Raw genomic sequence first — 22,303 nt, forward strand, 5'->3', positions numbered from 1 at the left:
GCGCTGCCGCATCGATTTATTTCATCGTCCGCGGAATAGTGCAGCGCTTCCGAACGTTCTACGGATACTTCTACAAAAAGGGAAAGATGAAATGAAGAAGCGCATCCAGATGTTCGCCGCTGCCGCAACAGTCGCCACCGCTTTCGCTTCACTAGCTTCATCCGCCTACGCTGCGGCGCCGAAAGAAGCGAACGGCATGTACGTCGATGAAAACGGCATGACGCTCTACACCTTCGACAAGGACACGAAGGGCGGCGCGAGCGCCTGCTCCGGCGGCTGCGCGCAGGCGTGGCCGGCGGCGATGGCGACCGACGCCGACAAGCCGAGCGGCAAATGGACCATGGAAGCCGCCGACGGCGGCAAACAGTGGGCCTACGACGGCAAGCGCGTCTATCGCTTCGCGAAGGACACGAAGCCCGGCGACAAGAACGGGGACAACTTCCGCGACGTCTGGCACGTCGTGAAGCCCTAAGCTTCGTAAGACGCGCGGTCTGAGCGACACATCGAAACAGGCGGGTTCGCGGAATAAATCGGCGGGCCCGCCGGTCTATGACATCAATGGGTAACGATCATGAAACGATCGATCGGCGTGACGGCGCTCCTGATCGCGCTCGGTCTCGCGCTCGGCGCGGCGGGTTGCGCAAGCGGCCCGCAAAGTGCGCCGAATTCGTCGGGTGCGCCGAGCGGGCCGGCCGGAGGGGGCAGCTACTGATGGCGAACGCCTCTCACGCGCCTGTCACGCACGCAGGCGCACGGTCGTGAGCTTCGAGGGCGATCTGCTCGCGCATTTGCCGCAGTTGCGCCGTTATGCGCGCGCGCTGACGGGCGATCGCGCCTGGGCCGACGATCTCGTGCAGGACGCGACCGAGCGCGCGCTCAATCGCGCCAAATCGTTTCATGCCGGCACGAATCTGCGCGCGTGGCTGTTCACGATCATGCGCAACCTGTATATCGACCAGTTGCGCGGCCGGCGCGACATCGCCGTCGACGACGAAACCGCGCCCTGGCGGCAGATGGCCGCGCCGCGCGGCGAAGTCGACGGTCTCGTGCTGCGCGACGTGCAGCGCGCGCTCTATTGTCTGCCGGTCGAGCAGCGCGAAGTGATGTTGCTCGTGTGCGTCGAGGAAATGAGTTATCAGGAGGCATCCGTGGTGTTGAACGTGCCGACCGGAACCGTGATGTCGCGCTTGTCGAGAGCGCGGGAGCACATGCGCGTTCTGCTCGGCGAGGAACCCGGCCGCAAGACGTCGCCGTCGTCGCTGAAAGTGGTGAGCCGATCATGACCAACCAAGACCGTCCATCCGAAGGCGGCGATCGTATGGGGCCGCCGAAACCCGATCGCGATCTGCAGGCGCTGTCCGCCTTCATCGACGACGAATTGCACGGCGACGAACGCGACGCCGTCGCACAGCGCATCGCGAACGATCCCGCGAGCGAGGCGACCGCCGCCGCTTATCGTGCGCAGGACAATGCGCTGCGTGCGCTCTTCGCCGATCAGAACGAGCCGCAGGTCGTGCGCTTGCGGCCGCGCGCCCGCGAGCGTTATCTGATCGCGGCGTGCTTTCTGGTCGTCGGTGCCGCGTGCGGGTTCCTGATGCACATGCTCTTGCCGTCGCTCGGCGAGAGTCCGCGTTTCGCGGAGCGCGCGGATATCGCCTATGCCGTGTACGCGCCCGAGCAGCGGCATGCGGTGGAGGTGGCCGCGTCGCAACAGGATCATCTCGTCACGTGGCTGTCGAAGCGGCTGAATCGCGCGGTGACGATTCCGTCGCTGGCCGAATACGGCTTTCAGCTCGTCGGCGGACGCCTGTTGCCCGACGAGGAAGGGCCGGCCGCCCAGTTCATGTACCAGAACGCGGCCGGCGAACGGCTCACGCTTTACATGACGACGGCGACGATCCGGCGCAACGACAGCAAGATCAGAACGCTCAAGGACGGGCAGCGCACGACGTTCTATTGGGCGTGGGATCGTGTCGGCTATGCGCTCTCCGGTCAGATCGGCGAGGAGAAACTGCAGGCGATCGCCTACGACACATGCAAGGAGCTGGGCGGCGATCCGAAAAGCTGGTGAAGCGCCGATCGAAAAGAAAGGCCGCAGCGATTGTTCTCGCTGCGGCCTTTGTCATTCCTGAACCGGATTAGTAGTAACGGTGCGGAGGCGGCGCAACATGATGATGACGCTCCCACTCCTGGCGCTGCCAATAGCGATGGCCGTCCCAGTAGCGCTCACCGTGCCAGCCCACCGTCACGTGATGCGGCGGATAGTGATGCACCTCGGCGGAAGCGACGTTTGCGAGACCCATGCCGAGCGCGGCGGCAAGGGAGGCGATAAGCAGGCTCTTCTTTGTCTTGTCGATCATGATGTTTGCTCCTTGGTCGTTTGCTTGCGGTCTAAACCGCGAGTCGTGCGGTAGCAGTTTCGTTTTTAGTTCAGTGAGGCTTGCGCGAGGGTTCAGTAGCGGTAGTAGTCGCGATGGTGGTGATACCCGCCGCCATCCGGCACGACGATGCAGCCTGAGAGCGCGCTACTCAGCAACACGCCCAACGCTGCAAGGATCGCTAGTTTCTTCATGGGTTTCTCCGTGTGAATCCATGGAGATCAATTTAGCGGTTCGCAAAATGACAAGCCGTGTTCGTTTGTAAGCAAACGTGTAACCTGAAATATTCGCGACGGCGCCCTGTAAAGGCGCTACGGCGCGCGGCTCGCCGTTGCACGTGGGCGCATGACGCGTTATCCTGAACTACGATTCAGAATGTCGGAGTGGCCATGTCTCACATCAGCACGGGCGTCGAGTACGCGCTGCACTGCATGCTCTATCTCGCGGAGCCGCCGCATGGCGTGCGCGAGGCGAGCGTGCGCGATCTCGCGGAATTGCAGGGCGTGCCCGCGGAGTACGTCGCGAAGCTCTTTACGAAGCTGCACAAGGCGGGGCTGGTCGTCGCAACGGAAGGTGCGCGGGGCGGCTTTGCGCTCGCGCGGCCGTCGAAGGAAATCAGCGTGCTCGACGTCGTCGATGCGATCGACGGCGACAAGCCGCTCTTCGATTGCAGGGAAATCCGGGCGCGCTGCGCCGTGTTCGGCGACGACGCGCCGCCGTGGGCGACGAGCGGCGTGTGCGCCGTTCACGCGGTGATGAAGAACGCGGAGAAGCGTATGCGCGAGGCGCTCGCGGCAGACCGGCTGGCCGATCTCGCGGGCCGCGTGCACGCCAAGGCGCCGCGCACGTTCGGGCCGCAGGTCGTCAAGTGGCTCGACGAGCGCACCACGCAACGGCGCGCCGCGAAGAGCTGAGAGCACTCAGCGAACGATCTTCGGCTTCATGTTCGGCGTGAGCGAAACGCCGACCACGTGGCCGTCGCGCACGCCGCAGCGACTGTCCACGCGCATCCATTGCGCCTTGCCGCGCGCCTTCGCGAACGCGCGCATCACGATGACCTTGTCCACCGGAATCGGGTTTCCGACACTGAAGATCGCAGTATCGTCGTCGATTTTCGCGGAGAGCACGCGTCGATCGGGCACGATCAGCGTGTCGTATTTCGGCGCGTCTTCCACCCAACGGTCGAACGCGGCGACGCATTGCGCGACGGCGTCGGGCACGTGGAGCCGCGTCAGATACGAATAATCCTCGGGCAGGTCCGGCGTTTCCTGCGCCAGGGCGAGCTGAAACATCGACGCCGACAGCGCGAGCGCGAGCAGTGCGGGAGCGAGAATGGTCTTCATGCGATGGGCGATGAATGGAGAGGTTCGTGCAGAGCGCGGATCATGGAAGGCGCTGTGAGTGCGATGCGCGGGATGGCGCGAAGTATACCGTGTGAAGTTTTGTGACGTCGAGCAGGTCGCGAATATCGAATGCCGACCGAAAGCCTCGCGCCGCGCGCTGTATCCTTTGAGGACGAACTCACGGGAGAAGGCGCGATGAAAACGATGCGTTGGTCGCAACAGGACGGCACCGGGCTCGAACATCTCGTTCTGGACGCGACCGACAATGGCATCGTGGTCGAGAGCGCGGTCGTGGGTGAGGACGAGACGCATGCGTTCGGCCTCGTCTACCGCATCGAATGCGATGCGCGCTGGCAGGTCACGCGTCTCGCGCTGAAGCTGGCGGGCGGCGCATCGCTCGATCTGCACCGCAAGGACGGCGACAACGGCGACGCGCACGCGTGGACCGGCGCGAACGGCGAACTGCTGGAGCAACTTCGCGGCTGCATCGACGTTGACATCACCGCGACACCCTTCACGAACACGCTGCCGATTCGCCGTCTGCAACTGGCGCGCGGCGAGCGCCGCGTGATCCGCGTCGCTTACGTGCGCGTGCCGCAACTGAGCGTGAGCGCGGTGGAGCAAGCGTATACGTGCATCGAGCCGGATCACCGCTACCGTTACGAAGGGCTCGACACGGGCTTCACGGCGGACATCACCGTCGACGAGAACGGCTTCGTGCTCGACTATCCCGGACTCTACAAGCGCGTCGCGTAAGACCGGCGATAATGCCGGTCATTATCGCCTTGGCCCATTTTCAAACGATGAACGATATGACTTCCCCCCGTCTCACGAGCCTTTCCCACGGCGGCGGCTGCGGCTGCAAGATCGCGCCCGGCGTGCTGGCCGATCTGCTCAGGCGCGCCGCGCCGCTGCCGGCGTTTCCGAATCTCCTCGTCGGCAACGACACCGCCGACGACGCCGCCGTCTACAAGCTCAACGACGAGCAGGCGATCGTAGCGACGACGGACTTCTTCATGCCGATCGTCGACGATCCGTTCGATTTCGGCCGCATCGCCGCGACCAACGCGCTTTCGGACGTCTACGCGATGGGCGGCAAGCCGATTCTCGCGCTCGCGCTCGTCGGCATGCCGATCAACGTGCTGCCGCACGAAGTCATCGCGCAAGTGCTGAAGGGCGGCGAAGCGGTGTGCGCGGAAGCGGGCATCCCGGTCGCGGGCGGGCATTCGATCGATTCCGTCGAGCCGATTTACGGACTCGCCGCGATCGGCATCGTGCATCCGTCGCGCGTGAAGCGCAACGCGGCCGCGCGCGCGGGCGACGTGCTCGTGCTCGGCAAGCCGCTCGGCGTCGGCGTGCTCTCGGCGGCGCTGAAGAAGGACAAGCTCGACGCGGCCGGCTACCAGGCGATGATCGACGCGACGACCAAACTCAATCGTCCCGGCGCCGAGCTCGCGCAACTCGACGGCGTGCACGCGCTCACCGACGTGACCGGCTTCGGCCTGCTCGGTCACACGCTCGAGCTCGCACGCGGCGCACGGCTCACGGCGCGCATCCGCTACGCCGACCTGCCGTGGCTGCCGCAAGTGCGCGAGTTCGTGCGCGATGGTATCTACACGGGCGCATCGGGACGCAACTGGAACGCATACGGCGACGACATCACGTTGAACGTCGCGGGCGAAGAGGCCCGCGCCTTGCTCACCGACCCGCAGACCTCGGGCGGCCTGCTCGTGTCGTGCGCGCCGGAAGCGGTGAACGACGTGCTCGCGATCTTCCGCGCGGACGGCTTCGACGATGCGGCCGTCATCGGCGAAATGGTGGACGGCGCGGGCCGCGTCGACGTGATCTGAACCCACACAAATGACCGCATGAAGGAAGAATCCCCGAAAGCCATTTTCTACGCGCTCGCCGCGAACTTCGGCATCGCCGTCTGCAAGTTCGGCGCGGCCGCCTTCACCGGCTCCGGCGCGATGTTCGCCGAAGCGATCCATTCCACCGCCGATTGCGGCAATCAGCTGCTGCTTCTGTTCGGCCTGAAGCGCGCGCAGGCGCCCGCGAACGCGCTGCATCCGCTGGGCTCGGGGCGCGAGATTTATTTCTACGCGCTGATCGTCGCGCTCCTGCTGTTTTTTGTCGGCGGGGCGTTTTCGGTGTACGAGGGCGCGCATCGGCTGATGCATCACGAGCCCTTGTCGAATCCGGTCGTCGCGCTGGTGATTCTCGGCGTCTCGGTCGTGCTCGAAGCGTTCTCGCTCGCTGGCGCGATACGCGAGATCCGCAAGGGCGCGCCGAACAAGACCTTGTGGCGATGGTTCCGCGAAACGCGCGAATCGGAACTGCTGGTGGTCGCGGGCGAGGATGTCGCGGCGCTGCTCGGCCTCGCCATTGCGTTCGCCGCCGTGCTCATGACCATGCTCACCGGCAATCCCGCCTACGACGCCGCCGGCTCGATCGGCGTGGGCGTGCTGCTGATGATCATCGCGTTTCTCGTCGCGCGCGAAGTGAAGTCGATGATCGTCGGCGAATCCGCTAGCCCGGAAGTGCGCAAGGCGATCGACGCGCACTTGCGCGCGCGTCCCGAGATCACGCGCATCATCAGCCTCATCACGCTGCAATGGGGCAAGCATGTGGTCGTCGCGGTGCAGGCCGAGATGATCGACTACGCGAGCGGCCGCGCGATGATCGATGCGATCAACCTCGTCGAGGAAGATTTGCAACGTGCGTTTCCGCAAGTGCGCTGGGTTTTCTTCGAACCCGATATCGCGCGGGATCGCGGGCAGGCGCCGGGACTGTAAGTTTTACGGGTCGGGAAGGGCAGGAGCGCCGCGTGCTACCGGAACAAAGGTCGTCGAGGGCCGCTTCTGCCGTATCGACAGCATCGCGTTAACATACGTGGTGCGCGCGTCGTCCGCATCGAGTCCCTGACATTTCGTGATCTTCATCCGACCCATGCGCAAATTGCTCCTTGCAGTGCTGCTCGTCGTCGTGTCGAGCGTTCTTCCGATCTATTCCCCATCCTCCTTCGCCGCAGCCGATCCCGCGCAGCATGCGTCGCAGGCGCATGTTGCGCTGACGCCGCAGCAGGCGCGCGACGCGCTCTCGGTCCTCGACGATCCCGCGCGCCGCTCGCAGGTCGCCGATACGCTGCGCGCGATCGCGGCGGCCGGCGCGCTGGCCGCGCCCGCGAGCGCGCCACAGGCCGCGTCGGCGGCGAGCGCGGCGCCGGCATCGGGCGCGTCGAGCGTGCTCGCGCACTCGCTGACCGCGAACGGTCTCGCGTCGCAACTGTCGCGGCAGGCGGGGCACTGGCTCGTGCAGATCGGCGCGGGCTTGCGGCATTCGACCCTCGCGCTGCTCGATTTCGGCTCCGTCGTTTCGTGGTGGCGCGACCGGACGTCGAATGCGCAAGCGCGTGCGCTGGTCGGCCATGTCGTGTGGACCGTGCTGGCGTCGCTCGTGCCCGCGTTGCTGCTCGAATTCCTGTGCTTGCGGCTTTTGAAGCGGCCGCGTGCGCGGATCGCGGCGCGCGGCGTCGCCGATGCCGAGGAGCAGGACCCCGGCCTCGTGCGCGAACAACGCGCGGCCGAGCGCGCGGAGGACGCCGCGGCGCGCAACGGCGACGCGACCGCCATGCATCTCGCCGAACGCAAGGCCGACAGCGCGCGCGGCCAGCGTCACGCCGCGCGTCACTGGACGCTGTTGCAGCGTCTGCCGAGCGCGCTCCTGTACGGCTTTCTCGCGCTGGTTCCGCTCGCCGTCTTCATCGGCGTCGTGACTTTGCTGATGTCGATTTTCATCGACGACAACACGCCCGAAGCGCGCGTCGCGGGCACGCTCATCGACGTCTATCTGGTGTGCCGCGCGGTCGTGATCGTGAGCGGATTTTTCGTCGCGCCGCGTGCGCCCGGCCTGCGCCTGATCCAGATGCGCGATTTCTATGCGGCCTATTTGCATCGCTGGGTGCAGCGCATCGTGTGCATCGCGGGTGCGGGCATTGCGCTCGCCAATGCCGCCGAGCCGCTCGGTCTTTCCGCCGACGCGCGCATCGCGATCCTCAAGTTCGTCCTGCTGATCGTGCATCTGATGATCGCGTTCGTGATCTTCGAGAGCCGCACGTCGGTGGCCGAGCGCATCCGCGAGCGCGCGCGGACGAATCGCTCGGTGAAGCTCTTCGGCAACTGGGTCGCCGATGTCTGGGCGGGCGTCGCGATCTTCTTCGTGATCGCGCTGTGGTTCGTGTGGGCGCTCGACGTGCAGAACGGCTACAGAACGCTCTTCCATCTGGGCGGCGTCTCGTTGCTCGTGCTCGTCGGCGCGCGCGTGCTGGCGATCGTCGCGTTCGGTGCGCTCGGCCGCGTCTTTCATCACGGCGACGAGGACGATCTCACGAGCGATTCGATCGTGCGTCGCCGCGCGTATCGCTATTACCCGGCGTTGCGGCGCATCGTGCAGGCGCTCATTTCGATCGTCACGGTGATCGCGCTGCTCGAAGTGTGGCACGTGAACATTCTGCATTTCTTCACCTCGGGCGGCGTCGGCAACCGGCTCGCTTCGGCGCTGCTCACGATTCTGATCGCTGCCGTGTTCGCCGTGCTCGTGTGGGAGGCGGCGAACATCGTCGTCGAGCGGCGGCTCGAGCAATGGACCGCGAGCGGCGAGCGTCTACGTGCCGCGCGTCTGCGCACATTGCTGCCGATGATGCGCTCCGGCCTCTTCATCGTGATCGCGATGGTCGTCGTGTTGACGGGCCTTTCCGAACTCGGCGTGAACACGGCGCCGCTGCTCGCGAGCGCGAGCATTTTCGGCGTGGCGCTCGGCTTCGGTTCGCAAAAGCTCGTGCAGGATCTCATCACCGGCATCTTCCTGCTGATGGAAAACGCGATGCAGGTCGGCGACTGGGTGACGCTCGCGGGCGTCTCGGGCACGGTCGAGTATCTGTCGATCCGCACGGTGCGTCTGCGCGGCGGCGACGGTTCGCTCTATACGGTGCCGTTCAGCTCGGTTTCGACGGTGAACAACACGAATCGCGGCATCGGCAATGCGGCCGTGCGCGTGTCGATCGCGCTTGGTCAGGATGTCGATCTCGCGATCTCCGCGCTGAAGGAAATCGGCACCGCGCTGCGCGAGGACGAAGCCTTCCGCGACGGCATTCTCTCCGACTTCAGCTTCTGGGGCGTCGATGCCGTCGACGGTTCGACCGTCACGCTCGCCGGCCAGATCCAGTGCCGCGACAGCGCGCGCTGGCCGGTGCAGCGCGAGTTCAACCGTCGCATCCTGAACGAGTTCACGGCGCGCGGCATCGAGATCGCGAATCCGCAGCGCAACTTCGTGATCGTGAACGGCGGCAATCCCGAAGGCAACGCGGAAGGCGTTCAGGACGCGGACGATGCAGGCGCGGATCAGCGCGGCGAGCCGTCGAAGGCCGCGCAGCATCCGACGAGCGAAGCGGCGGGCTCCCCGAATGTCGCATCGAATGCGCCGCCGCCGCGGTCCTCGCAGAGCGGCACGTGAACCTATAATCGTTCGGCCCCGATCGCGCCCTCTGCCGGGCGCGATTTTTTTTCGAAGGTCGAACTTTTACGAGGATCACGCTTGCCATGAGAGCCGCCGCATCGGAATCGAAAAGACATCGAACAAGTTCGGAAGGGCGGTCGTCGCCATGACGATCGCCGCCGGTGCGGCGGGCCTCGCGGGATGCGCGTCGGCGCCGCGCGCGTCCGATCACGCGGGCGGACCGCGCGCAGTCAAGGTGATGATCGTCACGATGTTCGCGCCCGAAGGCAAAGTGTGGCTCGACAAGCTCGGCCCATGGGACGCGATCAAGGTGGCGGGACTGTCGCCGGATTACCCGGACGTGCATTGCAATCGCGACGACGTGTGCGTCGTCACGACCGGCATGGGTCATAGCAACGCGGCCGCGTCGATGATGGCGCTTGCGTTCTCCGAGCGCTTCGACCTGCGCCGCGCGTACTTTCTGATCGCGGGCATCGCGGGCATCGACCCGGCGCAGGGCACGGTCGGCTCGGCGGCGTGGGCGAAGTATCTCGTCGATTTCGGCCCGCAATGGGAACTCGACGCACGCGAGAAGCCCGCGCGCTGGCCGAGCGGATTCATCGGCATCAACACGAAGGGGCCGAACGAGAAGCCGGCGCCCGACTATCGCACGGAAGTGTTCGCGCTCAACGCGGCGCTCGCCGACACGGCCTACGCGCTCTCGCGCAACGTCGCGCTTTCCGACAGCGATCAGGCCAAAGCCGCGCGCGCGAAATTCAATTACGCGCCGGCGAACCGTCCGCCGCGCGTGATCCAGTGCGACACGCTTGCGGGCGATACATGGTGGTCGGGCAAATACATCGGCGAGCGGGCGCGCGCGTGGACGCGGCTCATGACGGACGGTCGCGGCGTCTATTGCACGACGCAACAGGAGGACAACGCGACCTACGAGGCGCTCAAGCGGGCGGCGAGCGTGCAGCGGGTGGATTTGTCGCGCGTGGCCGTGCTGCGCGCCGGTTCGGATTTCGATCGCCCCTACAAGGGACAAACAGCCGTCGACAATCTGCTCAACTACGCGGCGCAGGGCGGCTTTGCACCGGCGCTCGAAAATCTGTACCGGAGCGGCAATCCTTTTGTACAGGAGGTTGTTACACATTGGGACGCATGGAGTAAAGGCGTCCCGCAAAGGTAACAAGCGACGTTACAAAACCGGTAACACGGGCCGTAACATCTGCGTAACACGTATGATGTAATTATTACCTCAATCTCGGCGGATCGGTAAAGGCGGTTTAAGCGGCTATTTTTGACGTATTTCATCAGATGAATCGTCTCAAAAATAGCTTCGAAGATCGTCAACCGAATCCCGCAATCCCCCGTTATTGCTGGCGGTAGGCGATTATTACGAACAAAAAGAAACCGCCCCGGTAAAACGCCGTAAACATAAGAAGAATAGGGCGGCGGTCGTAAATCCGGCTGAAATTACCAGACCGAAAAAATTACCGATCGAAAGTGTTGTTTGCAACAAAATATTATTGAGATGCCCTTGCTTTAGATTCAGACCGTACTTAGAATCCGTTTCACAGTGGTTGTTACAAGATGTAACGCGCTGAAACAAAGATTACGCAGTACGTAGCCGGGCGGAACGAGTCCGGTGAGGCACAAAAAGATATCGGCACAAAGCCGGCGGGAAATTCGGGGATTTACTGGAAGTTGCAACCATGAACGGTCGCGAAACGCTGGAATCGATCCGGGAAATCAACTTGTCGTACATCATGCTCGCGCAGCGTCTGTTGCGCGAAGACCGGGCCATCGGCATGTTCCGGCTCGGTCTGTCGGCGGAGCTCGCCGATCTGCTGTCGGGCCTCACGCTCGCACAGGTCGTCAAGCTCGCGTCGTCGGATAACCTGCTCTGCGCTTTCCGCTTCAACGATCACACGATGCTGTCGGCCCTGACGCAACCTGCGAAGAACGCGGACATCGCGCCGACGCACGCGGCAATCCTGCTGGCCGGCCAGCCGGCTGAACAGTTCGCTTAAGTGATGACGGAGCGAGCCATGCTGAAAAAGAGCCTCACCGAAGACGCCCAGGAAGTGTTCCGCGCCATCGCGCTGATCGAGCTCGGCGCGCGCATGCAAGTGCTGGAGAGCGAACTCACGCTCTCGCGCGACCGCATGATCCGCCTGTATCGCGAAGTGAAGGGCGTATCGCCGCCGAAGGGCATGCTGCCTTTCTCGGCCGACTGGTACATGACGTGGCTCGCCAATATCCACGCATCGCTTTTTTATAACACCTATACGTTCCTGAAGAACGAAGCCGGCTGTTCGCATCTCGATGCGTTGACCAAAGGGTATCGGCTGTACCTCGAGCACTGCAACCATAGCGGCGCCGAGGCGGTACTCGACCTTACGCGGGCCTGGACTCTTGTGCGCTTCTTCGACGCGGGCATGCTGCAGATGACGCCGTGCTGCCGCTGCACCGGGAAGTTCGTCGCACACAAACATGATTTGCAGAACAACGTGGTGTGCGGGGCCTGCCAGCCGCCGTCACGCGCGGGGAAGACCAAGAAAGCGGCGGCCGCACGACAGGCCAGTCAAGAAGCCGCTCTGGAGGTAGTGATGTCGAAGAACGAAGTGCCGGAGCATGCGGAGCACACGGTACTCGGTAACGTCGCGGCGTTACAGCCGCAACGGGCGGGCCTGGTCGCACAGGCTGCTTAGGCGGTAACGGCCTCCGGCCATCCTCCGGGGACTGTCCGCGAGGATGGTGGATGACCGGCTTGCCGTTACCGCGTTTTACTTTTTTGTCCCGAATTCCGGAGCCCGGCGCAACTCGATGCGCCGGGCTCTTTTGTTTTGGCGCCAAGTAAAATGCTTCGATGGCACGCGCTCTCGACAACATCGGCTTGGCTTCCGCACAACAGGGTTTCCTGCTGACGCGTCACTGGCGCGACACCGCCGCCGGGACGGAAGTCGATTTCTGGCTCGCCACCGATGACGGCGCGAGAAAAATCCGCATCGCGTTACAGACGAGCGTCGCGTTCATTCGCGCGGAGGATCGCGCGAAGGCCGAGCCGATCGTCGCCGGCGTGCGGGATGCGTATCTGCGCGAGCTGCCGCTTAGGGATTTTCGCCAGAAGCCGGTGCTCGGCGTCTATTGCCCGCAGTATCGGCCGTTGCTTGCGCTCGAAAAGAATCTGAGAAGCGCGGGCGTCAACGTCTTCGAAGCCGATATCCGTCCCCACGAGCGCTATCTGATGGAGCGCTTCATCACGGCGCCGGTGTCGTTCGAAGGCGACGCGCGCGACGGTTACATCTCCAGCGAACTGAAGCCCGCGCCGGATTACCGGCCGTCGCTGAACGTCGTGTCGCTCGATATCGAAACGAGCGCGAAAGGCGACCTCTATTCGATCGCGCTCGAAGGCTGCGGCGCGCGCCAGGTCTATATGCTCGGCCCGCCGAACGGCGAGCACGCGCAGACCGATTTCGCGCTCGACTATTGCGACTCCCGCGCCGACATGCTGCGACGCTTCAATTCGTGGATCGCGCAACACGATCCGGACGCGATCATCGGCTGGAATGTCGTGCAGTTCGACATGCGCATCCTCCAGCGGCACGCCGACGATTACGGCGTGCCCCTCACGCTCGGCCGCGACGGCAGCGCGGTCGAATGGCGCGAGCATGGGATGAAGCGCAATCACTTCTTCATCTCGATCGCGGGAAGGCTCGTGATCGACGGCATCGAGGCGTTGCGCTCGGCAACGTGGAATTTTCCGTCGTTCAGCCTGGAGTACGTCGCGCAGTCGCTGCTGGGCGAAGGCAAGGCGATCGACAGTCCGTACGCGCGCATGGACGAGATCGAGCGGCGCTTTCAGGAAGACAAGCCCGCGCTCGCGCATTACAACCTGGGCGACTGCGAACTCGTCACGAAAGTCTTCGCGAAGACCGAACTGCTGTCGTTCCTGCTCGAACGCGCGACCGTCACCGGATTGCAGGCCGACCGCAGCGGCGGCTCGGTCGCGGCGTTCACGCATCTCTATATGCCGCGGATGCATCGGCTTGGCTATGTCGCGCCCAATCTCGGCGACGTGCCCGAGGAAGCGAGCCCCGGCGGTTTCGTGATGGACTCGCGCCCCGGCCTCTACGATTCCGTGCTGGTGCTCGACTACAAGAGCCTGTATCCGTCGATCATCCGCACGTTTCTGATCGATCCGGCCGGGCTCGCGCAAGGCACGGCCACGCCGGACGACGCCGGTACCGTGCCCGGTTTTCGCGGCGCGCGCTTTTCACGCGACACGCATTGCCTGCCCGCGATCGTCGCGCAGGTGTGGGAAGGGCGCGAGGCGGCCAAACGCCAGCACAACAAGCCGCTGTCGCAGGCGCTCAAGATCATCATGAACTCGTTTTACGGCGTGCTCGGATCGAGCGGTTGCCGCTTCTTCGATCCACGTCTCGCGTCGTCGATCACGATGCGCGGCCACGAAATCATGCATCGCACGCGCGAACTGATCGAAGCGCGCGGCTACAGCGTAATCTACGGCGACACCGATTCGACCTTCGTCTGGCTGCGGCGCGCACGCGACGAGGAAGACGCGGCGCGCATCGGCCGCGCACTCGTCGCGCATGTGAACGAATACTGGCGCGAGCATCTGCGCGAGACCTTCGGACTCGACAGCGCGCTCGAACTGCAGTTCGAAACGCATTTCAAGCGCTTCCTGATGCCGACGATCCGCGGCACGGAAGAGGGCAGCAAGAAACGCTACGCGGGACTGACGGCGCGCGCCGACGGCAGCGAGGAAATCATCTACAAAGGTCTCGAAACGGTGCGCACCGACTGGACGCCGCTCGCGCAGCGCTTCCAGCGCGAGCTCTACATGCGCGTGTTCAAAGGCGAGGCGTATGAAGCGTACGTGCGCGATTACGTCGCCAGTACGCGGCGCGGCGAGCTGGACGAATTGCTGGTGTATCGCAAGCGACTGCGCCGCACGCTCGGCGATTATCAGCGCAACGTGCCGCCGCATGTGCGCGCCGCGCGTATCGCCGACGAATACAACGCGCGCGCCGGCCGTCCGCTGCAATATCAGAACGGCGGCTGGATCAGCTACGTGATGACGACGGCCGGTCCCGAGCCGGTGGAAGCGCGGCACGCGCCGATCGACTACGAGCACTACGTGAGCAAACAGCTTCAGCCGGTCGCGGACGGCATCCTGCCGTTCCTGCGCGACGACTTCACCGCGCTGATGTCCGGTCAGAAGGAACTGTTCTAAAAGCGCAAGCCGAAGCCCGCTTCGATGATGTCCGCATCGCGGTCATAACGCGTGACCATGCGATTCCACGTCACGCGAGCGAGCCAGCGATTCGTGAGCCGGTAACTCGCCGACACCGATACGAGTCCGGAGAAGCGGCCATCGCCGGTGCGGTTTTGCGGCAGATCGTCGTTTTGCGTGATCGACAGATACGGCCCCGCGCCGACGCCGAGCGTGAGCTTGTCGTCGAAGAACGCGCGCGTTGCCCAGATCTGAGCGGCGATGCCGTCGCGGCGCGACTGCACGTGTCCGCCTTCGTGCAGATACGACGCGGTGAAATCGACGTAATGCCACAGTCCGCGCCGGTACTCGACGCTTTCCGACAGATTCGTTTCCGAGTCGGGGCTGTTCAGGATCGTCGTGCCGAGCAACACGGTGACTTCGTTGTTCGTGACGTTCGTCGTGCGCGGCACGGGACGCGCGCGCGGTCCGCGCCCATCGGGCGCGTCGAGCTGATAGCCGATGCCGAAGAGCAGCGCGGTTGTATCGGGGCCGCCGAACGCCTGTACGCGGTTGAGCTTCATTTCCGCGATCCAGCGGTTGTCGAAGTAATAGGCCGCGCGCAGCGTGAACATGCCGCCCCAGCCGTGCGTGTTCGAATAGTCGCCGCCGGACCGCGCCTGACTCGTATCGAAATAGCGATACGGCCCCGCGCCCGCCGACAACTCCAGCCGGTCGTTCCAGAGCGGCATGCGTCCCCAGATCTGCAAGGCTTGCCCGTCACGGTGATGATCGGGAATATGGCCTTCGTTCAGCCACGAAAAACTCCAGGCGGCGTAGCGCCCGAGTCCTTCGCGATAATTGGCTTCCCACGAATAGGTGTTCTGGCTGCTGCTCTTGAGCGGGCCGGCGAGGAAGGAGAATTCCTGGGCGTGAGCCGCCTGGGCTGCGGCGCCGAGCGCTGCGCAGGCGATCACCCAGGCGGCGGTTCTGCCGTGTCGTGCTTTCTTGGAGGTTGTCATCGGCGAGGTCGGATTCGTATGGGTCCGGCATCTTTCGTATGGAGCCTGTTCGTGCAGCATACAGACTTAAGAAAGTTCGTGCAGAAATCTGACCAATTCTTATTTCCGCCGATCTCGACGTCAAACGTTTGCGCGAATCCGGCGCGCGCGCCGCTCCGGACATTCGCTCTGCCTACGTTCGCAGGCACTCACACGCGGGGTTACGTCTTTCGTCGAGCTTGCGTAGATTGATTCCATATCGGTGAATCGAGCAAGCGAGGTCAGCGGTGGACTCCACTCCTATTGAATATCGAGGCTGTGAGCTCTCGGTTATCGTCCGGCACGTGTCCGGGCAGTTCGTGGCGACGCTGCTGATCGAGCGACCCGGCGGCGTGCGGCGCGCGATCGGACCGCTCCGCGCGTTTCCGACGGCGCAGGCCGCCGCGAACTTCGCTATCGAATGCGGCAAGGCGGAACTCGACGGGCGCTCGCCGGGACGTGAGCCGCGCGTTGCGGTGTCGGGTTGACGGTCTCGCGCTTGCTGCCGATGCTCGCGACGCTGCTGTCGGCGTGCACGACGCTGACGACGGAAACCTGCGCGAAGGGCGAGGAGCGCGTCGTGAACGACCTCATCTATTTCGGCACCGCGAAGCCGGCGGATTTCGTCACGCCCGCGGAATTCGACGACTTCCTGCGCACCGAAGTCACGCCGCGTTTCCCCCAAGGCTTCACGACCTGGCGCGCGCGCGGGCAATGGCGCGCGGCGGACGGCTCGACGGTGCGCGAACCGACCTGGGTGCTGAGCCTCGCCCATCCCGACGACGAAGCGAGCGACAGGGCCATCGGCGAACTTCGCGAGCACTATCGCCAGCGCTTCGAACAGGAATCGACACTGCGCGTGCGACACACGGCGTGCGCCTCTTTCTAGCGAATCGACGCGGAACCGGCTTAAGCGCCGGAAAGCTTCCTCATGAGAAGCTCGCGCGGATCCGCCGCCTCCTGTAGCGCCGGCTCCGGAGCGAGATTCCACGCGAGGCCGCGCGCACGAACCCGGCGTGCCGGCTTGATGTTCTGACGCCGGCGAACCAGCGTGCGCACGGCGCGAGCGAGCGCGAGATCGATCGCGCCGCGCCAGTCGCGCGCAATGGACGTCGCCACGACCTTGTGTTCCCGGTTCAGTTGCACTTCCACCTGACAGCGCTTGTCGACCCCGCCGCGCGGCCCGTTGATGTCGGACAGGCTGACCGTCGCCTTCGAGATCAGCCACGCGAGACGGCGAAAGACGAACTCGCTGCGCGCCTTCGCGAGCTCGTGCATCGCAATGGCTTCGGGATCGCGGGACTTGAACATGACTTTCATTGACGCCTCCTCGTTGAACATGGGATCAGCGTAAGGCGTCGGCGCATTGCGAAAAAGCAGAAGCAACGGAACAGGAACTTCGAAAAAACCGAAGTTACGCTCCGGCCCGTGCGAGCACTTGCTGCGTCAAAGGATGATGCCGCCCGCGCCGCGAGACGATCGCGTGTACTTCCTCCTTCACGTCCGGCGAACGGCCGAGCCAGCGCAGCCCGCGCAACAGCGGCGCATCGCCCGCGCCGAATTCCGCGAGCGGAAACACGCCGAGGCCGCGCGCCCCGAACACGGCCATCAACGCGCTGTCCTCGAATTCGCCGACGATGCGCGGCGTGATGCCTTGCGTTTCCAGCCAGCGATCGAGCCGCGCGCGCAGTGACGAATGGCCCGTCGGCAGCAGAATGGGCAGCGAGGCGAGGCTCTCCGGAAAATGGTCGATCGCGTTCTTGCGCACGATGGAAGCAGGCCCGTACCAATCGACCGGCGAGGCGATGAGCCGCTCGCTCGTCAGCCGCAGATTCTGATTGTGCGGCGCGGGATGGCTTGCGAGCACCAGATCGAGCCGATGCAGCGCCAGTTCGCCGAGCAGTTCGTCCGTTTCGCCTTCGTGACAGAGCAGGCGCAGCGATGGATTGCCGAGCACCGGCGCCAGCAGCGCGTGCGCGGCGAGCTTCGAGATGCCGTCCGATAACCCGACGGCAAGACGAGCGAGCGTGCCGCTTGCCGCCTCGCGCACTTCGTCCTGAATCAACTGGCCGAGCTGAAAGATTTCCTCGGCGCGCGCGAACGCGGCCTGTCCCGCTTCGGTCATGGTGACGCCGCGTCCCGCCGGTTTCAGCAGTTGATGCCCGAGCGATTTCTCCAGCTCGCGCACTTGCGCGCTGATGGTCTGCACGGCCATATCGAGCCGCTCGGCCGCGCGCGCGAACCCGCCTTCCTTCACGACGACCCAGAAATAATGCAAATGACGATAGTTGAGCATATGCCGTGTGTCCTCGCGGGTTCGAAAAAACCGAAGTGAGTGTTCGATTATCGCTGATTTTTCCGATTACGGAATAAGACGAACATGGCGCGATCCATCCAGTCAATCAAACCTTTCCCCGCTCATGGAATATCTTCTCTCGCTTGCCGCCGATCCCGCCGTGTGGGCCGCACTCGTCACGCTGATCGTGATGGAAGTCGTGCTCGGCATCGACAATCTCGTCTTCATTTCCATTCTCAGCAACAAGCTGCCCGTGGCGCAACGGGCGCGCACGCAACGCATCGGCATCATGCTCGCGCTCGTGATGCGGCTCGCGTTGCTCGGCACGGTCGCGTGGATCGCGCAACTGACGGCGCCGGTGTTCTCCGTGTTCGATCACGCGTTCTCGTGGCGCGATCTCATCCTGCTCGCGGGCGGGCTCTTTCTCGTGTGGAAGGCGACGAGGGAAATGCATCATCACGTCAGAAAGGATCACGACGACGTGCCCGGTGTCGCGTCGAGTATCGGCAGCATGACGGCGTGGTCGGCGATCGGCCAGATCCTGCTGCTCGATCTCGTGTTTTCGGTCGACAGCATCATCACCGCGGTCGGGATGACCGATCATCTGCCGATCATGTTCATCGCCGTCATCTTCGCCGTCGCGACGATGCTGTTCGCCGCGCAACCGCTCTCGCGCTTCATCGAACGCAATCCGACGGTCGTGACGCTCGCGCTCTCGTTCCTGCTCGTGATCGCGATGACGCTGATCGCCGAGGGTTTCGGAACGCACGTGCCGAAGGGCTATATCTATGCGGCGATGGCTTTTGCGGGCTTTGTCGAAGGATTGAATCTGCTGGCGCGGCGAGGGAAGGGCAAGCGGGAGGCCGGAAATCGCGCGGGTCTGGACGGCGTTTCCGGCTGACCTTCGAACGGTGCGCGTGCTTTGCCTATCCACGGTTTCGGTGCAAAAGTCTTCGGATGAATCGTGGAGCCGCGCATCGTCGCTATGAAACGAACATTCGCGCGCCTCGCGCTCACCGTGCGCGGCCCCGCAGTTCAACTGTCTCCAGGCGGCGATTCCGCTTGCTTCCGACCCGGCAAGTGGCTACGTTATGCGATAGCGCACGCCTGATTCCTTTCGGTTCCCGAACTATCTACCGATGAAATCGCGCGTCGCGCACCGCGATCAAATCGTCGACAGAATAGAAACGAAGAACCGTCGCACGACAGGTCGAAACGCAGGCGACAGGAGACAAGCATGAGCCCGCATTGGGAGATCGGCACGGCGCGCGGCGGGTTCGAGCCCATCGCGCCGCGAGCGCTCGCATCCGTCGCGCGGATCGATCCATATATCGTGTGGGCCAACGCGACGCACTATCGCGACCTGGGCGGCATGCCGCGCGGCCGCGTGCCGATCGCCATCGAGATGAAACAGGGCGGCGATACCGCGCAGGCGTTCGCGCGGAGCATCGAGCGCAACGGCTGGCAGGACTGGATCTGGATGTCCGCGCTGTATCGCGATCCGCCCGCCGCGCTCGAAGCGACGCGTTTCTGCACGGCGCACGTCACGCGCGCGTTCTACGAACATCTGAACACCGACCTCGCGGGCCGGTTCGAACGCTTCACGGAAGCGCTGGTCATCACGTCGCACATCGATGCTCGCGTGGATCGCGAGCCGGCCGGACATGCGCCCATGCGCGAAGGTCTGGGCAACGCGATCGTCGGAGTCTGCGACGAAGATGTCGCGTTCGGGCACGCGCGCTTCTCGGAGGACGCGGCCGGCACGCGCACGCGCTTTCAATGCTTCTGGAATCAGAACGATGCGGCCGAACCGGCAGCCGGTCTCGGCTACGGAAGCGAGTTGCTCAAACATCAGATGGACGCGTTGCTCAACGATGCGCGTCTTCATGCCGAAGCGGCGCAGGCGGCCGGCGGCGCGCGCGTCTACGGTTTCGCGCATCACGGCCCGGCGGCAGCCGAGCTTGCGGGCCGTTATCCTTCGCGCGCGTTGCACCACGCCGATCCCGCCGATAGCGATAACACCCACGAAGCGCCCTTGCCGATGATCGGCGTGCAGCTCAAACGACGTTGCCGCACGATGCGCGACGCGTTCGGACCTTGTCCCGATGCCGAAGTGCTCGACGCCGTGCGTTATGTCGTGCAGCGCGCGCAGGACATCGGCGGGGCCGGGTGTCACGCGCTCGTCAGCCTGAACGCCGGCCATGTCGCGTGGCAGCAGGACGGCAGCTCGCTCATCGAAAGCGCGCTCGACGAATTGATGGACACCGGCGCGTGCTCCGTCGTGCTTCCGTCGGGCAATGTCGATCTGTCGCATTGTCGCGGGGCGCTGACGATCGCGGCGCGCGCGGAGTCGGCGTTGCGCTGGCCCGTGCGCGCGCATTTTGCATCGCCGAGTCTTGCGGAGATCTGGTGTTCGGGCGAGGGCGGCACGCTTTCCATCGACGTGCAGATCGTGCCGCCCGAAGGGCTCGCGAGCGCGTGGCTCACGCTCGGCGATATCGGCACGTACACGCGTGGCGGCGACGCGATCTGCACCGTCGTGCATCTCGGCCGGGGCGCGCGCGGCGAAGGGCACATGATTCTCGTCGCGCTCGCGCCGACCGCGGCCCGCAGCGGCATGCGTCGGGCGGCGGCGGGCGAATGGCTCATTCGCCTGAGGAACAACGCGCGCGCAAAGATCACCGCCCACGCGTGGATGCAGTGCGACGAATCCTCCGACGAGACGCCGCTCGTCGTTCCGTCGCATTCGCGCGAGGGCGGCAAGTAAGCGCGCTCAGCCGCGCGAGTGGAGCGCGATGATCTCCTGAAGATCGAGGTCGTGCTCCAGCGAATGCAGCAGTTCGTCGTGAATCTGTCCCGCGCGATGCATGCGCAGCAGTTCCGCGCGACCGGCCGCGATCGCGGCGAGCACGACGTCGTAATGCGCGTGGCGCGCGTCCGTCGGAAACGCTTCCATGTCCTCGAAGCGCTTCGTGAGTCCCGCCCGATAGCTGTATTGTTCGAGCAGACGCGGATGAATCACCTTGCCGTCGGCGTCGTGCACGAGCGGCTGAATCGCCGCCAGTTGCGCCGATTCCATGCGCGCCCACGCCTGCGGTTCGCTCAGATGTCGCGACGAGCGCTCATGGCCGCGCGTCAGCGAAAGCAGCGCGATGAGCGGCCCGATCGTCGCGCCTTGCAGCAGCACGGTGACGAGGATCACCGCGAAGCCGGCGAACAGGATGAGATCGCGGCCCGGCATCGTCTCGGGCAACGAGAGCGCGACGGCGAGCGTCACCACGCCGCGCATGCCGGCCCAGCTCACGACGGTGGCCGCGCGCCAGTCGGGAACGGCGACGCTCGTTTCGTCGACGCTCGCGCGCTTGCGTCCGGTGACGCTCCACGCGATCCATTTCACCGTTTCGACGCCGAACACCCACACGAAGCGCGACAAGATCACGACGGCGATCACGGCGGCCGTCGCCGGTCCGAGCAGCGAGAACGCATCCCCGACGCCGCCGAGCTTCACCGCGATGCCACGCAGCGACAAGCCGATCAGCACGAAGACCAGCGCCTCCAGCACGAACACGACGACCTGCCAGAACGCCGTTCCGCGCATGCGCTGCGCCGCCGTGAACACTTCGTGCTGATGCCAGCCGACGACCATCCCGCACGTGACCGTCGCGATGACGCTCGACACGCCCAATTCTTCGCCCGCGATATAGCTGACCCAGGACGTGAGCATCGACGTGGTGATGACGAGATAGTCGTCTTCCAGCGCGCGCATGATCCTGACGGCGATGAAGCCCGCGACGATCCCGACCACCACGCCGCCGACCGCCAGTCCCGCGAAGCTCGCGACGGCGCGCGGCGCGCTGAACACGCCGCTCATCGCGGCGACGAGTGCGAAGCGGAACAGCACGAGGCCCGCCGCATCGTTGAGCAGGCTTTCGCCTTCGAGCAACACCATCAGCCGGCGCGGCAGCGCGACGCGTTCGAGCACGGCCTTGGCGGCGACGGCGTCGGGCGGCGAGACGACCGCGCCGAGCGCGAAACACGCGGCCCACGGCAGTTCGGGCACGACGAGATGCACCGCGATGCCGACGACGAGCGTCGTAAAAGCCACCGCGCCGATCGCGAGCAGCAGAATGCCGCTCAGATTGCGCTTGAAGTCGTCCCACACGAAAAAGTACGCGCCGTACATGAGGAGCGGCGGCAGGAACACGATGAGCACGAGCTCCGGGTCCAGTTCGATATGCGGCAGGCCCGGCACGAACGCCATCGCGACGCCGCCGACCAAGAGCGCGGCCGCGGGCGGCAACTTGAGGCGCTTGGCGAGCACTTCGAGCGCGATGATCGCGATCAGCGAGACGAGCACCAGATTGAAGGCCGTGGCGGCGTGCATGAATTGTCCTCGGATTAGGGTGGGTTCTCGTGCCGGAATGCGCGGCGGCCCACGTAGGCGCGACGCATCGCGCTGCTACGATCGATGCGGGGCCGGGCCGCGAGCCGGGGTCATCGTATCTGAAAGG

The 22,303-nt window shown here is 64.7% G+C and carries 23 protein-coding genes; 17 read left to right on the top strand and 6 right to left on the bottom strand.

What is annotated here, in order from left to right; genetic code table 11:
* The first annotated feature begins 91 nt into the window (after positions 1–91).
* From NOV72_RS02435 to NOV72_RS02445, 4 genes are all read left to right on the top strand, one after another.
* Positions 92–472, top strand: coding sequence for a COG4315 family predicted lipoprotein (locus tag NOV72_RS02435; RefSeq protein ID WP_106852959.1), 381 nt, complete (start codon positions 92–94; stop codon positions 470–472).
* Between the two features lie 99 nt (positions 473–571).
* On the top strand, positions 572–712 hold the full coding sequence (locus tag NOV72_RS32150) for a hypothetical protein (protein WP_181290801.1): 141 nt from the start codon (positions 572–574) through the stop codon (positions 710–712).
* Between the two features lie 46 nt (positions 713–758).
* Complete coding sequence (locus tag NOV72_RS02440; protein ID WP_106852960.1) at positions 759–1,283, top strand: RNA polymerase sigma factor; 525 nt, start codon at positions 759–761, stop codon at positions 1,281–1,283.
* Positions 1,280–2,071, top strand: a complete 792-nt coding sequence (locus NOV72_RS02445; RefSeq protein WP_106852961.1) for an anti-sigma factor family protein — start codon at positions 1,280–1,282, stop codon at positions 2,069–2,071. The genes NOV72_RS02440 and NOV72_RS02445 overlap by 4 nt, the downstream gene beginning before the upstream one ends.
* A gap of 67 nt (positions 2,072–2,138) precedes the next feature.
* On the opposite strand, the gene NOV72_RS02450 is transcribed toward NOV72_RS02445, so the two are convergent.
* A complete protein-coding gene (locus NOV72_RS02450) occupies positions 2,139–2,357 on the bottom strand; it encodes a hypothetical protein (protein ID WP_425428705.1) in 219 nt (72 codons plus the stop codon).
* 410 nt (positions 2,358–2,767) lie between these two features.
* Between NOV72_RS02450 and NOV72_RS02460 the strand changes: the two genes are divergently transcribed.
* Positions 2,768–3,292 carry an RrF2 family transcriptional regulator gene (locus NOV72_RS02460; protein ID WP_106852964.1) on the top strand — a complete coding sequence of 175 codons (525 nt, stop codon included), beginning with the start codon at positions 2,768–2,770 and terminating at the stop codon, positions 3,290–3,292.
* 6 nt (positions 3,293–3,298) lie between these two features.
* Here the strand turns inward: NOV72_RS02460 and NOV72_RS02465 are convergent, their stop codons facing one another.
* Positions 3,299–3,721 carry a BspC domain-containing protein gene (locus tag NOV72_RS02465; protein ID WP_106852965.1) on the bottom strand — a complete coding sequence of 141 codons (423 nt, stop codon included), beginning with the start codon at positions 3,719–3,721 and terminating at the stop codon, positions 3,299–3,301.
* A 195-nt stretch (positions 3,722–3,916) separates the two neighbouring features.
* Between NOV72_RS02465 and NOV72_RS02470 the strand changes: the two genes are divergently transcribed.
* The 8 genes from NOV72_RS02470 to NOV72_RS02505 all read left to right on the top strand — a co-directional run bounded on the left by NOV72_RS02470 (position 3,917) and on the right by NOV72_RS02505 (position 14,477).
* Entirely contained in the window at positions 3,917–4,477 is a 561-nt protein-coding gene (locus tag NOV72_RS02470; protein WP_106853251.1) for a putative glycolipid-binding domain-containing protein, read from the top strand.
* Positions 4,478–4,524: 47 nt separating this feature from the next.
* Positions 4,525–5,571, top strand: a complete 1,047-nt coding sequence (selD, locus tag NOV72_RS02475) for a selenide, water dikinase SelD (RefSeq protein ID WP_106852966.1) — start codon at positions 4,525–4,527, stop codon at positions 5,569–5,571.
* Positions 5,572–5,589: 18 nt separating this feature from the next.
* On the top strand, positions 5,590–6,516 hold the full coding sequence (locus NOV72_RS02480) for a cation diffusion facilitator family transporter (RefSeq protein ID WP_106852967.1): 927 nt from the start codon (positions 5,590–5,592) through the stop codon (positions 6,514–6,516).
* Between the two features lie 154 nt (positions 6,517–6,670).
* Positions 6,671–9,232 (top strand): mechanosensitive ion channel family protein, encoded by a 2,562-nt coding sequence (locus NOV72_RS02485; RefSeq protein WP_106852968.1) that lies wholly within the window; start codon positions 6,671–6,673, stop codon positions 9,230–9,232.
* A gap of 148 nt (positions 9,233–9,380) precedes the next feature.
* Entirely contained in the window at positions 9,381–10,406 is a 1,026-nt protein-coding gene (locus tag NOV72_RS02490; RefSeq protein WP_106852969.1) for a purine-nucleoside phosphorylase, read from the top strand.
* 526 nt (positions 10,407–10,932) lie between these two features.
* A complete protein-coding gene (gene flhD / locus NOV72_RS02495; protein ID WP_014250878.1) occupies positions 10,933–11,250 on the top strand; it encodes a flagellar transcriptional regulator FlhD in 318 nt (105 codons plus the stop codon).
* 18 nt (positions 11,251–11,268) lie between these two features.
* On the top strand, positions 11,269–11,931 hold the full coding sequence (gene flhC, locus NOV72_RS02500; protein ID WP_106852970.1) for a flagellar transcriptional regulator FlhC: 663 nt from the start codon (positions 11,269–11,271) through the stop codon (positions 11,929–11,931).
* 158 nt (positions 11,932–12,089) lie between these two features.
* Positions 12,090–14,477, top strand: coding sequence for a DNA polymerase II (locus NOV72_RS02505; protein ID WP_181290803.1), 2,388 nt, complete (start codon positions 12,090–12,092; stop codon positions 14,475–14,477).
* Here NOV72_RS02505 and NOV72_RS02510 read toward each other — a convergent pair.
* Positions 14,474–15,478, bottom strand: a complete 1,005-nt coding sequence (locus tag NOV72_RS02510) for a hypothetical protein (protein WP_106852971.1) — start codon at positions 15,476–15,478, stop codon at positions 14,474–14,476. The two genes, NOV72_RS02505 and NOV72_RS02510, sit on opposite strands and share 4 nt — an antisense overlap.
* A 323-nt stretch (positions 15,479–15,801) precedes the next feature.
* On the opposite strand from NOV72_RS02510, the gene NOV72_RS02515 reads away from it, so the two are divergent.
* Together NOV72_RS02515 and NOV72_RS02520 are read left to right on the top strand one after the other, a co-directional pair.
* Entirely contained in the window at positions 15,802–15,984 is a 183-nt protein-coding gene (locus NOV72_RS02515) for a hypothetical protein (protein ID WP_245932860.1), read from the top strand.
* The gene (locus tag NOV72_RS02520) at positions 15,981–16,385 is read left to right on the top strand and encodes a DUF3574 domain-containing protein (protein ID WP_106852973.1); all 405 of its coding nucleotides are present in this window, start codon (positions 15,981–15,983) and stop codon (positions 16,383–16,385) included. Before NOV72_RS02515 ends, NOV72_RS02520 begins: the two co-directional genes overlap by 4 nt.
* Before the next feature lie 20 nt (positions 16,386–16,405).
* Here the strand turns inward: NOV72_RS02520 and NOV72_RS02525 are convergent, their stop codons facing one another.
* Positions 16,406–16,816 (bottom strand): HPF/RaiA family ribosome-associated protein, encoded by a 411-nt coding sequence (locus NOV72_RS02525; RefSeq protein ID WP_106853253.1) that lies wholly within the window; start codon positions 16,814–16,816, stop codon positions 16,406–16,408.
* A gap of 94 nt (positions 16,817–16,910) precedes the next feature.
* Positions 16,911–17,792, bottom strand: a complete 882-nt coding sequence (locus NOV72_RS02530; RefSeq protein WP_106852974.1) for a LysR family transcriptional regulator — start codon at positions 17,790–17,792, stop codon at positions 16,911–16,913.
* A gap of 124 nt (positions 17,793–17,916) precedes the next feature.
* On the opposite strand from NOV72_RS02530, the gene NOV72_RS02535 reads away from it, so the two are divergent.
* Positions 17,917–18,693 carry a TerC family protein gene (locus NOV72_RS02535; protein WP_106852975.1) on the top strand — a complete coding sequence of 259 codons (777 nt, stop codon included), beginning with the start codon at positions 17,917–17,919 and terminating at the stop codon, positions 18,691–18,693.
* Positions 18,694–19,029: 336 nt separating this feature from the next.
* Positions 19,030–20,559 carry a hypothetical protein gene (locus NOV72_RS02540; RefSeq protein WP_106852976.1) on the top strand — a complete coding sequence of 510 codons (1,530 nt, stop codon included), beginning with the start codon at positions 19,030–19,032 and terminating at the stop codon, positions 20,557–20,559.
* Positions 20,560–20,565: 6 nt separating this feature from the next.
* Here the strand turns inward: NOV72_RS02540 and NOV72_RS02545 are convergent, their stop codons facing one another.
* On the bottom strand, positions 20,566–22,176 hold the full coding sequence (locus NOV72_RS02545; protein ID WP_106852977.1) for a Na+/H+ antiporter: 1,611 nt from the start codon (positions 22,174–22,176) through the stop codon (positions 20,566–20,568).
* Positions 22,177–22,303 lie beyond the last annotated feature (127 nt).

It is taken from the genome of Caballeronia novacaledonica (assembly GCF_900258035.1).
Lineage (GTDB): Bacteria > Pseudomonadota > Gammaproteobacteria > Burkholderiales > Burkholderiaceae > Caballeronia > Caballeronia novacaledonica.

Bases quoted from the DNA above. Each gene is read 5' to 3' on its own strand.
- NOV72_RS02435 (WP_106852959.1), top strand. From the start codon at position 92: ATGAAGAAGCGCATCCAGATGTTCGCCGCTGCCGCAACAGTCGCCACC.
- NOV72_RS32150 (WP_181290801.1), top strand. From the start codon at position 572: ATGAAACGATCGATCGGCGTGACGGCGCTCCTGATCGCGCTCGGTCTC.
- NOV72_RS02445 (WP_106852961.1), top strand. From the start codon at position 1,280: ATGACCAACCAAGACCGTCCATCCGAAGGCGGCGATCGTATGGGGCCG.
- NOV72_RS02460 (WP_106852964.1), top strand. From the start codon at position 2,768: ATGTCTCACATCAGCACGGGCGTCGAGTACGCGCTGCACTGCATGCTC.
- NOV72_RS02465 (WP_106852965.1), bottom strand. From the start codon at position 3,721: ATGAAGACCATTCTCGCTCCCGCACTGCTCGCGCTCGCGCTGTCGGCG.
- NOV72_RS02470 (WP_106853251.1), top strand. From the start codon at position 3,917: ATGAAAACGATGCGTTGGTCGCAACAGGACGGCACCGGGCTCGAACAT.
- selD (WP_106852966.1), top strand. From the start codon at position 4,525: ATGAACGATATGACTTCCCCCCGTCTCACGAGCCTTTCCCACGGCGGC.
- NOV72_RS02480 (WP_106852967.1), top strand. From the start codon at position 5,590: ATGAAGGAAGAATCCCCGAAAGCCATTTTCTACGCGCTCGCCGCGAAC.
- NOV72_RS02485 (WP_106852968.1), top strand. From the start codon at position 6,671: ATGCGCAAATTGCTCCTTGCAGTGCTGCTCGTCGTCGTGTCGAGCGTT.
- NOV72_RS02490 (WP_106852969.1), top strand. From the start codon at position 9,381: ATGACGATCGCCGCCGGTGCGGCGGGCCTCGCGGGATGCGCGTCGGCG.
- flhD (WP_014250878.1), top strand. From the start codon at position 10,933: ATGAACGGTCGCGAAACGCTGGAATCGATCCGGGAAATCAACTTGTCG.
- flhC (WP_106852970.1), top strand. From the start codon at position 11,269: ATGCTGAAAAAGAGCCTCACCGAAGACGCCCAGGAAGTGTTCCGCGCC.
- NOV72_RS02505 (WP_181290803.1), top strand. From the start codon at position 12,090: ATGGCACGCGCTCTCGACAACATCGGCTTGGCTTCCGCACAACAGGGT.
- NOV72_RS02510 (WP_106852971.1), bottom strand. From the start codon at position 15,478: ATGACAACCTCCAAGAAAGCACGACACGGCAGAACCGCCGCCTGGGTG.
- NOV72_RS02525 (WP_106853253.1), bottom strand. From the start codon at position 16,816: ATGAAAGTCATGTTCAAGTCCCGCGATCCCGAAGCCATTGCGATGCAC.
- NOV72_RS02530 (WP_106852974.1), bottom strand. From the start codon at position 17,792: ATGCTCAACTATCGTCATTTGCATTATTTCTGGGTCGTCGTGAAGGAA.
- NOV72_RS02535 (WP_106852975.1), top strand. From the start codon at position 17,917: ATGGAATATCTTCTCTCGCTTGCCGCCGATCCCGCCGTGTGGGCCGCA.
- NOV72_RS02540 (WP_106852976.1), top strand. From the start codon at position 19,030: ATGAGCCCGCATTGGGAGATCGGCACGGCGCGCGGCGGGTTCGAGCCC.
- NOV72_RS02545 (WP_106852977.1), bottom strand. From the start codon at position 22,176: ATGCACGCCGCCACGGCCTTCAATCTGGTGCTCGTCTCGCTGATCGCG.